This window comes from bacterium (assembly GCA_026398675.1).
Taxonomy (GTDB): Bacteria; RBG-13-66-14; RBG-13-66-14; order RBG-13-66-14; family RBG-13-66-14; genus RBG-13-66-14.
Genome location: JAPLSK010000181.1, coordinates 1 through 11899 on the forward strand (window position 1 = coordinate 1; position 11899 = coordinate 11899).

Below are 11899 nucleotides of genomic sequence, written 5' to 3' on the forward strand. Positions count from 1 at the left end.
CGGCCGCGGGGACATCGCGTCCTACGCCAAAGAACGGGCGGCCTACGAGGGTGCGCCCCTCATCATCGAATCGCTGGAGCTCCGCCTGACGCCCCTGGATGTGGCGGCGGTGGCGGAGGGAACCGGCTTCGTCACGCTGGATATCACCGACGAGCCGTCCCCCTACCCCGACACGCCCTGGTCCGTGGCGGTGCGCGGCTACTACCCGAGCCATCTTCTCGAGCCGGAGACGGGGGCGGATTCGGACGCCAACCCCGAGCCGAACCCGGCGGTACGCCTGGACCTCTACGTCGGGGACGAGCGGGTGGCGGAGAACGCGCTGGTTTACCGGCTGCACCCCGAGTACCTCGACCCGAAGCTGACCGCCGCCGGGGTGAGGGTCGAGCTGGGCAGCGTCCGTTGGAGCCACTTGCAGGAGCCCGCGTTGCCCGAGGGCGTTCACTCCTACCGGCTCTACCCCGGAGAACCATCCGAGGGTCTCGAGGGGACCTGGTTCAGCCTGCCCGACGGGACCTCCGCCCTCCTCGAGATGGCGCCCCCCCGCGGCCTGAAGCTGACCACCCCGGCGGGGGAGCTGATTCTCCCGGCGCCCGTGGCCGCCGACGGGGGAAACATCTTTGCGCTGGGGTCCGGGCTCGCCGTCGGTTATATGAACGCGGACTCGGAGCCGATAACGGGGCTGGAAGTAAAACGCGACCCGGGACTCTTCCTCTTCTGGGCGGCGGCGATTCTCGTCGTTCTGGGCGGCTGCCTGGTGTTCGCCGTGCCCTGGCGACGCCTTTGGCTGCGCGTGGAGGACAGGACCCTGGCGCTAAAGACCCGCCGACTGCCCGAGAGCGAGCTGCGCAAGCTGCTCAACCCGGAGGGGGGTGGTCCGTTGTGAGGCGGCTCCTCCCCATCTTCCTCCTGGTGACGGCCGTGTCCGCCATGCCGCCCGGCGACACGCCCCGCCTGCCGGACCGCGATCCCGGCGCCGACAGCCCCAGCCTCTGGCTCGATGTATCCATGTCCCCCCAGATCGAGGAGTTGGGCCTCAAGGCCACCGGCAACGAGGAGGTTTTTCTCTCCTTCGCCGTGTACGTTCAGGGGCTTCTCCTGGAGGGGTGCGCACCGGACCACCCGGCGGCGGAGCTCGACGCGGTGCGCCTGACCCTCTGGTTTCTGACCGGCGGCGCCGACTCCGAGTCGGTGTTTCACCTCCCGCCCCTCCCCGAGCTCGTCGGGGAAACCGCCGACCGGGTCGGGAAACTGGAGCTCTCCGGTTTCGGGGGATTCGTCAGCCCGGTGGAGGCCCAGGATGTTCTCGACGCGCTCGGCGGGCTCGCCGCGACCTCCGACGACGACGCCCTGAACCGGTACGTCCGCGACCTGCGCCGGCGTGTCGGTGGGCTGGCCGAATCGGCGACCCTGATCCAGCTCTTTTGGCTCGCCCCGATCTCGGCCCACGACTACGTCTGGTTCAATCTGGAGGGCGGGGCCGACTCCGCGCTCCTGGGCGCCTCCCGGTCCTCCCTCGAGGCGGCCGTTTCGTCGGGGGACGTGGAGCTCGAGCGGGCGGTGGACACGGCCCAGGCAAACCTGGACGATAAGGCCGCCCTCTACGGTCTGGCGCGTGAGCTCGGCGCAACGGCGCGGACCGGGGATCCGGGGCTCACCCGTAAAGCCCTGGACGCTTTCACGGCCAGGCTGGAGCAGGCCAACGCCTGGCGCGGCGGTTACCCCGACAAGGATTACCGCGCAATCTACGCCACTTTCCACCGGCTGCCGCTCTACGACTGGGCGCACTACGCCTACGCCTTCGCCGCCCTGTTGTTCGTCCTGGCCCTCGCTTTCAAGCGGCCGCGCATCGCCTGGCTGGGGATCGGCGCGGCGGGCCTCGGGTTCGTGGCGCACACCGCATATCTGGTCCTGCGTTGGTTCATCGCCGGGCACTCCCCCACCTCGGGCATGTTCGAGTTCATGGCCCTTCTGTCCTGGTGTCTGGTCGGGGCGTTCTTGATCTACGCTCTCCGGCGCGACGCCCACTACACCGGCCTGGGGGTCATGGCCCTGGTCTTCGGCATGCTTGCGCTCACCTCCATCGCCGACCAACGGGTTGTCCAGCAGCTCATGCCGGCGCTGAAGTCCGTCTGGATGACCATCCACGTCGGGCTGGTGGCCGTGGGCGAGGGGTTCCTGGGGATGGGTTTCCTATTCGCCATCCTGTACCTGGTCAAGTCGTACACCGCCAATCCCGAGCTGCCGGGGCGCCTGCCCTCCCTCGGCATCCTCGAGGAGCGGACGTACCGGAGCCTCCTGGCCGCCTTCCCCTTCTACACCGCCGGCGGGCTGGTGGCGGGGATGATCTGGGCCGAGGAGGCCTGGGGCGCCTGGTGGAGCTGGGACCCCAAGGAAACGCTGGCCCTTTTCGTCTGGCTCGTCCTGATCCTCTTCCTCCACGGGCGGCTGGTGAAGGGCTGGAAGGGAAGGCCCATGGTGTGGCTGGCGCTGGCCCCCTTCCTGGCGGCGGTGTTCAACCTCTTGAGCAACCTCTTCATCGCCGGTCTGCACTCCTACGCCTGAGCGCTGCCGGTGGAAGCTCATCTTTGGTACAATAACCGGACACGGGTTGACGGTCCTTTTTTAACTCGGGGATCGGGCATGGCCTTTCGATTTTCGACGATCGCCGTTCTGCTGCTTCTGTCGGTTGTCCCGGTGGTTCGGGGGGCGACCCCCCTGGGCGTGGGCGAGGCGGTGGAGCTGGCGTTGGCCTCCGACCGGCGGGTCTTTGAGGCCGAATCCTCCTACGAGGCGGCCCAGGCCGCGACCCTCGCCGCCTGGGGGTCTTACATGCCGCTCCTCGGCTTCACCGGCGGCTACTTGCGGAATTGGACCGGGCCCAGCACCATGTCCTTCTCCGATGAGAACTTGGGGCTGGACTACGAGCTCCAGGTTCCGGAGTCGGTGGACAACCGCCTCAGTTTGGGCGCCAACGCCACCCTCTACCTCTTCCGGGGGGGCGAGGATTACGGGGGCATAACCGCCGCCAACCACGCCCAGGCCGCGGCCGACGCCAACGTGGACGCCGTCAAGGCTCGGGTGGCCTACGACGCCCGCAGCGCCTACGTTAATCTCTACCGGGCCAACGCGCTGTTGGCCTCCGCCGAGCGCTCGCTGGATACGGCCGAGGAGCAGCTCCGCTTCTCTCGGGCCCTGGCCGAGGTCGGCTCCATCTCCGACGCCGACGCGCTGAAGGCCCAGGCCGCCGACGACGCCGCCGCCCTGCGGGTCATCGAGGCCCGCAACTCTGCCCGGGTGGCCGCCGCCAACCTGGCCTTCATCTGCGGCCTGGAGGTTTTCGAGGAGATAGATATAACCGAGACCCTGGAGGTTTCGCCCCGCGTGGGGAGCCTCGATGAGGCGCTGGAACTGCTTCGGAGCGGCTCCCCCGAGATGCGCCTGGCCGAGGAAGGCGCGGCCGAAGCCGCCGCCCGCGCCGGGGCCGCGTCGTCCAACTACTGGCCCCAGCTCGCCCTTCGGGGCGCGTACTCCTGGTCCGAGGACACGCCTCTGCTCCAAGACCCCCTCGCCGAGAACTACAACTTCACCCTCGGGGCGTACCTGACCTGGACGCCCTTCGACAACTTCGCCACCGAGGCCCGGCGGGCCGCGGCGAGGCTGGACGACCTCCGGGCCCGCCTGGCGCGGCGCGACACGACACGACAACTGGAGCTGCAGCTCCGGCTGGCCCTCTCGGAGATTGACGCCGGCCGGGAGAGCGTCGGGGTGGCCAAAACGAGCTACGAGCGGGCGAAGGGCGACCTGGAGCTGGCCCAGCGCAAGCTCGAGCTGGGCTCCGGGACGGTGTTGGCCGCCCTCGAGGCCGAGGCCAACCTCTCATCCGCCGAGACCGCCCTGGCCGACGCCCGAGCGGGCTACGCCCTGGCCTGTTACAATCTGGACCGCCTCCTGGGCGTGGTCCCCTGAACGCCGGGGCCGGTCGGTCAATCGTTTCGAGGATTCTCACCGGAACGGTTTAAAAACCCGTCCAAGTAAAACCGCCATCCCCTCGCTGGGCGTCACGGAAAAACATGACCGCCACTTACCGCGATAGACTGCTGCAGGCCGTCGGGGAGAAGGGGAGCCGCGTCTGCGTGGGTCTCGACCCCCGCTACGACCGTCTCCCCGAGGAGCTCCGCCGATCGGTGGAGGACCGGGCCGGGGGCGCCTCCACCATAGCCCGGGCCGAGGCCTACCGCCTCTTCTGCCGCGGGATAATCGAGGCGGTCGCGCCCCACGCCGCGGCGGTCAAGCCGCAGCTCGCCTTCTTCGAGGAGGCCGGTCCCGCCGCCCTGGCCGCCCTGGTGGACGTCGTCCACCACGCCCGCAGGCTGGGGCTCCTGGTCATCGGCGACGCCAAGCGGGGCGACATCGGCTCCACCGCCCGGGCCTACGCCGGCGCCTTCCTCGGCCCCGAGGCCCCCTGGCCCGTGGACGCCCTGACCGTCAACCCCTACCTGGGCTCCGACGCCGTGGAGCCGTTCCTCGTGGAGGCGGCCGCCGGCGGGAGGGGGGTCTACCTCCTCGCGCGCACCAGCAACCCTGGAGCGCGTGATTTGCAGGACCTGGAGCTGAAAAACGGCGAGCCTCTCTGGCGCGGCGTCGCCGGGCTGATTGCCCGCTGGAGCACGGCCTACCCAGGGACGGTGGGCGCGGTTTTCGGCGCCACCTACCCCGACGAGCTGCGGGCGGGGGCGGAACTCCTCCCTGACACGCCGCTCCTCCTGCCGGGGTATGGAGCCCAGGGGGCGGGCGCCGCGGACGTCGCCTTCGCCCTTACCGGGGCGAACCTCGTCAACTCCAGCCGGGGCATCATCTTCGCCTTCGAGAAAACCGGGGGCGACTGGCGCGAGGCCGCCGCCGAGGCGGCCCGGACGATGAGAGACGAACTGAACTCCGCCTCGGGTTCCTTTTAAAAAAAACCCCCAAGCCTTTCCGGCGGACGGAGGATTAATGCGAGCGACAATTTTCCTGACCCTTCTATGCGTTTCCCTCGCCCCGGCGGGGGGCCCCGACCTCTCGGCGGACCTCTACGCCATTTTCGGCTCGGACTTCACCCGGGGCCAACTGGATTACGCCGACTACGCGGGCGACGGCGACGGCCTCTATTTCGGCGCCCTTCACCTCCGGCCCTCCCTCTCGTGGGAGGACCTGGGCGACCTGCGGGCGGTCCTCACCGTGGACCTGGACGACGTCGTAGACCCCACAGTGGACCTTGGGCTCTACGATGTGACCGCCGGGGTGGAGCTGCCGCCGGTCGGTGAACTGCGGGCCGGGGCCCATTACGTCGCCCTAGGCGACGGCGGCCGGTACAACGCCGAGCTCGGCGGGCTCTATCCCGAGCCGCGCATTTACGGCGCCCGGCCGCTGGGGTTGAGCCTGGATCGCGACTTCGGCGGTCTCTACTACCGCTTCACCGCCGGGGTGGGGAGGACGGACGAGCCTTCCGACAACTCCCTCTTCGCCCTGACGCTGGGCTACGCCGACGAGACGGTGAGCGTGGCGCTTCACGCGGCGGCCGATTCCAAGCCTTACAACGTGCGCAACCTCTTCTTCGCCCAGTACGCCTCCCGGGCTCCCGGCGTGCGCGCGAACTACATGCCCGGCACCTGGAGCTACCGCGAGCTGCAGCTGGACAAAGAGCCGGTGACCCGTTACGACCTCCTCCAGACCCTGGCGCTGGGGATGACCCTGGACGGGGGGGCCGGAGAGCAGCTCGGGTACCACCTCACCCTGGCCTACACCTCTTACGCCGATGTGGACCCGTCGGTCACCGCGTTCAACCTGACCGGGGGGAGCCACCTCTTCCTCTACCCGGAGCTCGTGTTCCGCCTCGGATGGTTCGAGGCCTACGTGGCCGGTCTGGTGGATTACTGGAAGTCCAACGACCCCGACGGCATAGACGTCATTGACGCCTACGGCATCGGAGAGCTCGTCTCCTCGACCCTGGCCTACGAGGTTTACGCCGAGGCCGATTTCCAGGTCACCGACAACCTGCGGCTCGCGCTGGGTGGCGGATATACCGAACCCTCCATCTCGGGACAGGACATCTCCGAAACCCCGGGCGACGACACCCTCGACATCTCCATCTTCGCCACCCCCCGGGTCGTATGGTCGGTGGAAACGGAGTCGGTCGAGCTCGAGTTCACCCTGGGCGGGCTGTACCGGCAGTGGGCGGTGGCGCTCTACGACGTCACCGGCGGCGATCCGGACGAGAGCCGGGAGATATCCGGCTGGTTCCGGGTCACGGCGGGCTTCTGAACCGGCGGGAACCGACCCGCAAACAAAGTTGTACCCCTTCGATCCATTTGGTACAACCGGTCGCTAGTTAAGGAACCACACATATGCAGACATACTCAAAACAACAAGCTTTCGACAAAATAAAGAAATTAGTCGATACCTTTGCCGATAATGAGACCTTGCTACAAGATACAGCTGAGGCTCAAATTGAGGAGAACTACATCCGTCCGCTATTCAGTGCTCTAAATTGGAATACGGAGAATGAAGGTTTATCACCTGCAAATTGGGAGTTCGTACTCCAAGACACGGACAAGAAGGGCAAGAGGCCGGACTATCGTTTGCAGCTAAATGGGCAACATCTGTGTTTAATGGATGCAAAGATGGTCAAGTACAGCATGCATGACCCCAGGTGGCAGTGGCAAGTTTACAAGTACGCCTACGCTACACAAAATAACCCCACGCAACATAAAGTGGACTTCGGAGTCTTGACGGATTTTCAGGAATTTATTCTTCTCGACTGCACTTTCGAGGCAAAGGAACAAGAAGCAGTCAACAACTTCCGTGTACTGGATTGGCGCTATAATGACTATGTGAACCAGTTTGACCAGCTTTGGAAATTGTTTGAACGAAACAACATGCTTGAGGCTAGCCGTGACCGAAAGACTGGATTGTGGTCATGTTACTTATCTCCAGAACAAGCAAAGGCTAACCGCGTTGCCCCTGACAAGGGATTTCTCGACAAGCTCGACCACGAAAAGACCGGCTGGAGAATACGGTTAGCCAAAGATATGAAGAAGTGCTGCCCTAGCCTTACCGGGGAGGTCATTACCGGGGCTGTCCAACTTATCATTGACAGAATTATGTTCATCAAAGCAATATCTGATAGGGATATTGACGATGACTATCTTGCAAAACTAGGTGAGTGCGTAGAAAAGAATGGATTGGATGAAAACGACCGCGACTGGTTTATCGCGGCAAAACCGCTATTCGACCGGCTGGATCGCTTCTATAATGGTAGTGTGTTCGCACCCCGACCGGAACTGGAAGCAGTAGTCACATCCAATCGTGTTGTTCGAGACATCATTCGTGAACTCGATCCCAATCATTCGCCCTATGACCTCAGTTATCTTCCAGTCGAAATCCTTGGAACGATCTACGAACGTTTTCTTGGCAATGTTGTCCGCACGACAGACCATCAGGTAAAGATTGAAGAAAAGCCAGAGGTTAAAAAAGCCAAGGGCGTCTACTACACGCCCTCATACATCGTGGATTACATTGTCGAACATACTGTGGGCAGGTTGCTTGCCGATTGTAAGACTCCCGAAGATGTAGAGAAGTTGAAGATTCTCGACCCCGCCTGTGGCTCCGGTAGTTTCCTTCTCGGTGCATACAACGCTTTAATAGATTGGCATAAAGCCTTCTATGCAACAAAAACCAAACCGGCCCGCGAAGCAGCCTATCGGGATGCCAATGGGACTATTCGACTTACAGCAAAACTCAAAAGAAAAATTCTTAGCAACAACATTTTTGGTGTTGACATAGACCAGCAAGCGGTAGAGGTTACTCGATTTTCTCTTTCACTTAAGGCTTTGGAGGACACCCGTAAGGATGAACTCGATGAGGAGCGGAATCTGTTCAAGGAAACCATGTTGCCTGACCTCAAGAGTAACATCGTCTGTGGTAACTCGCTCATTGGCACAGATATATTGGAGGGCCGTCTTTTTACCCCCAAAGAGGAGTGCAAGCTCAACCCCATGAACTATAAAGATAAATTCCCAAATATTATGGCGCAGGGAGGCTTTGATTTAGTGATTGGTAATCCACCTTGGGGGGCAGAATTTTCCGAACCAGAACTAGAGTATCTCAGACAAAAAAACAAGGATATAATCGTTAGGATGATTGATTCATTTATGTATTTTGTCCATCAGGGTTGCCTTAAACTAACTTCGCGGGGGTACTTTGGCATGATTTTACCTGATGTGGTATTGTACCAAATCGATAATATGAATTTAAGAAAATTTATGCTTGCTGGTTTCAATATCAAATCATTGTTCAATATGGGGGATGTGTTCGTGAAAGTGACAAGGCCAGCATCAATTATTATTCTAGCTAAGCCGAAAATACTCAAGAATGTTGTTGAAATTGGAAATTTTTCACATCTTCCCAAAAGTGAGAAAGCTTCATCTCTCTTGGATGTTTCTATAAAAGAAAAAGTGCAACAGGAAGTGTTAGAGAAAATCCCGTGGTATTTATTTATTACAGAGAATCCATCTTACTATAACATTTGGACTAAAGTAAAAGATAGCCCGCATTTATTACTTCAGGATTATGTCGATGAGGATGGAATCCAACGGGGTGTGAGTCCAGACTTAAAAGAGGCCTTTATTGTTGACAGTACCAATATGCAAAAATATAAGCTAGAAGTAAAGAAATTGAAGAAAACAATGACGGGGGGGCAACACGTTAAGCGTTACTATATAGATTACCCCGATCTCTGGGTGATATATACTGACCGCAACGAAGATTTTAATAAGTTACCACATATTTGCCATTACATTGACCAATTTAAGAATCAAGTGACCTGTGTCGAGGTTCAGCAAAAAAAACACCCCTTATATTCACTGCATAGGCCAAGGAAAAAACGAATTTTTTTAAAGGAAGAAAAATTCGTTGGTGTAATAACTGAGGATGAGATTATCGTTGCACTGGATTCTAAACAAACCTTTGTTACAGATGGGCTATATATTTTTGGTGTTAGGAAATGTATCAATTCAAAATATCTGATGGCTATCCTAAACTCAAAATTATTCGTTTTCATATACCGTCTATTAGCTTTAGAGTCAGGTCGTGTTTTAGCACAAGTAAAACCAAGTATTATAAAACAACTTCCCATCCGAACTATAGACTTCGACAACAAAGATGACAAGGTAATGCACGACCGTTTAGTTGTGCTTGTTGAGCGGATGCTGATAGCAAAGAAAGAATGGTCAACTGCGCAAACAGAGAAAGATAAAACATACTACAAAGACAAATGCGACGCTATCGACAAGCAGATCAATGAGCTAGTTTACGATCTCTATGGGTTAACCCCAGAAGAGATTGAAATAGTGAAAGCGGTTCAAGCTCCACGGTGAACTTTAGTAGGGATGGGTCATGATCGAGACCGGTCGCGTTTTACGGCGTCTCGACGGGGGCCGGGTCGAGGTGGAGGTCACCCCCGGAGAGGACTGCGGCGAGTGCAAAATCTGCGCGAGCCTCGCCGGTGACGGAAAGAACATCCTCGTCGCCGACAACGCCGCGGGCGCGGACGAGGGGGAGTGCGTCCGGATAGAGATAGAGCCGAAGAGGATGGTCGGCCTCTCCGCCCTGGTGTTCCTCCTGCCCGTAGTCGCCTTCGTCGCCGGTTACGCCCTGACGGCGGTCTTCGTCGGTCAGGGAACCGCCGGGCAGACCGCCCTCGGCGTCGCGGGCGGGGCCGTACTCCTGGTTCTCTCCTTCTTTCCGGCCATTCGCATTGCCCGGAACTCCAAGACCCCCCTCGTGCGGGTCGTGGAGCGCGTGGAGCCACCCGCCTGACGGGTCCCATCCGGTCCGCGCCGGACGCCGGGTCCACGGAGGTGCGGCCGTCCGCTTATTCCCGCAAAGAATTTCCTCCCCCCGCGCCGTTTTGGCCCCTGCAGGACGGCGTCTTTTCCTCATCTTCCTCTTTTTCATCGTTCACCCCGCGGGAGCGTCGGAGCTGGCCGAGAGCTACGAGGCCCTTCCCCGGGTGGAGGTGCAGCTCACCGCCGATGGGATGACCGCCCAGTTCCGGCTCCCCCACCGGCTGATTCTGGCCGGCAGCGAGAGTGTGCTGCGCGACGGCGCGCCGCTCGAGCCCCTCGCCGACTACCGGATGGACTACACCGCGGGGGTCCTCGTAATTCTCGCCGGCCCACCCCGGGCCGGGACCGTCCTCACCGTCGCCTACCGCTACCTGCCCCTGGGCGAGGCCCCGACGTCCACCGAGCCGCGGAACCTCTTCGAGCGCCCGTCCGACTACGTGGGTGCCGGCGACCGCGTGAAAATCTCCGGTTCCAAGGGGGTCGGTCTCCGGCTCACGAGCGGCCAGGGGCTGGGCGTCGTTCAGTCTCTCGACGTGGCCCTCTCCGGGGAGCTCGCCTCCGGGCTCTACCTCGAAGGTGTCCTCTCCGACTCCGACCTCCCGGTGAGCGTGGAGGGGACGAGCGCCGAGCTGGAGGAGTTGGACGAGGTGCGGCTCTCGGCCTGGACCGATCACATGCGCTTGGACCTGGGCGACTACTACACGCGCGGCGAGGGCGAACCGGGGACGGACCGGTACGGACCGGGCGAGCGTCGGTTCGAGGGTGTGCAGCTCAACCTCGACTACACGGGGTGGGGTCTCTGGGGGGCGGTGAGCCGGGCGAAGGGCCAGGCCGCCGCCAACCGCTTCAACCCCACCCCCGGCGTGTGCGGTCCATACCAGCTCCTGGGCGACTCGGGCGAGACGAACCTGGTACTGGTCGCCGGGAGTGAGGAGGTGTACCTCAACGGGGTGCGCCTTTCCCGCGGGCTGGGCGCGGACTACACCGTGGACTACTCCCTGGGCACGGTGACCTTCAACCCCGCCCTGGCCCTCCACGCCTCGGACGAGGTTCTGGTCCGCTTCAGCTACTCCTCCCTCGGCTACCGCCGCGACTTCTACGGCGGGCGATTCCGCCTGGGCATCGGCCCCGGCGACCTCTTCCTGGCCTATTATCACGAGGGCGACGACCCCGCGTCCGACCTGTGGGGCCTGACCGACGCCGACCGCGACATGCTCTCCCGGGCGGGGGACCGGCCGGTGAGCCGCCCCCTCTCCGGCCCCGACGCCTTCGAGTATGTGGGCGACGGAGAGGGCGACTACGACCTGGTTTACGACCCCCGGACCGGCCAGTACTCCTTCCAGCCCTCGCCGGGCGGGGCGTACCGGCGTCGGATCTGGACCATCCCCGCCCCGAGCCGTCACCGGCTGGCGGTTTTCGGCGGGGACCTCCTGCGGTGGGAGGACTTCCGCCTGACCGGGGAGCTGGCCCTCTCGGACTACGACCAGAACCTCTTCTCCGAATTGGACGACGATGACAACGCGGCCCTGGCCGGTCACGGGGAGTTAGAGTGGCGGCTGCCCCTGGACACCGACGCCTTGACGCTGAGCCTGGGCGGGGAGCGCCACGAGCCGGGCTTCCGGGCTCTCACCGCGGCCGAGGACGACCCCGAGCTGCACCGGCGCTGGGGCTACGACCCCGAGGGGAGATACCTGCGGGAGGGGGTGTCGGGGGAGGTCGCCTACGGCTTCGGTCGGGGGCCGGAGCTCTCCCTGACCGGGTCGTGGTTGTGGCTGACCGGCGAGCCCGAGCGGCGCGACACGGCCAAGCCCGGCCTGGCCGCGCCGCGGGGGTGGTGGCGACGGCTGTGGGAGCTGGGGACCGGCGTGAGCTGGCCCGACCCCGTGGGGCTCGCCTACACCTACCGCCACCAGGAGGGGCGGGCGTCGGTGGAGCCGCCGAACGCCTTCGAGCCGGGCGACCCGGCCTCCACCGAGGTGATGGTGGGCGCCCAAGTCCACGACGGGCTGCTGTCA

8 protein-coding genes are annotated in these 11899 nt (G+C 62.4%); all 8 read left to right on the plus strand.

Annotated features, from left to right (window positions below; genetic code table 11):
• Nucleotides 1-883, plus strand: an 883-nt coding sequence (locus tag NTW26_05925) for a cytochrome c biogenesis protein ResB (GenBank protein ID MCX7021798.1), incomplete at its 5' end; no start/stop codon positions are given.
• Nucleotides 880-2562, plus strand: coding sequence for a cytochrome c biogenesis protein CcsA (ccsA, locus tag NTW26_05930; GenBank protein ID MCX7021799.1), 1683 nt, complete (start codon nt 880-882; stop codon nt 2560-2562). The genes NTW26_05925 and ccsA, both read left to right, overlap by 4 nt.
• Before the next feature lie 78 nt (nt 2563-2640).
• Nucleotides 2641-3966, plus strand: coding sequence for a TolC family protein (locus NTW26_05935; GenBank protein ID MCX7021800.1), 1326 nt, complete (start codon nt 2641-2643; stop codon nt 3964-3966).
• Between the two features lie 104 nt (nt 3967-4070).
• On the plus strand, nt 4071-4955 hold the full coding sequence (pyrF, locus tag NTW26_05940) for an orotidine-5'-phosphate decarboxylase (protein ID MCX7021801.1): 885 nt from the start codon (nt 4071-4073) through the stop codon (nt 4953-4955).
• A gap of 37 nt (nt 4956-4992) precedes the next feature.
• On the plus strand, nt 4993-6300 hold the full coding sequence (locus NTW26_05945; protein ID MCX7021802.1) for a hypothetical protein: 1308 nt from the start codon (nt 4993-4995) through the stop codon (nt 6298-6300).
• Nucleotides 6301-6383: 83 nt separating this feature from the next.
• Nucleotides 6384-9413, plus strand: coding sequence for an N-6 DNA methylase (locus NTW26_05950; protein ID MCX7021803.1), 3030 nt, complete (start codon nt 6384-6386; stop codon nt 9411-9413).
• A gap of 19 nt (nt 9414-9432) precedes the next feature.
• The gene (locus NTW26_05955) at nt 9433-9855 is read left to right on the plus strand and encodes a SoxR reducing system RseC family protein (GenBank protein ID MCX7021804.1); all 423 of its coding nucleotides are present in this window, start codon (nt 9433-9435) and stop codon (nt 9853-9855) included.
• A gap of 91 nt (nt 9856-9946) precedes the next feature.
• On the plus strand, nt 9947-11899 hold a 1953-nt coding region (locus NTW26_05960), incomplete at its 3' end, for a hypothetical protein (GenBank protein MCX7021805.1).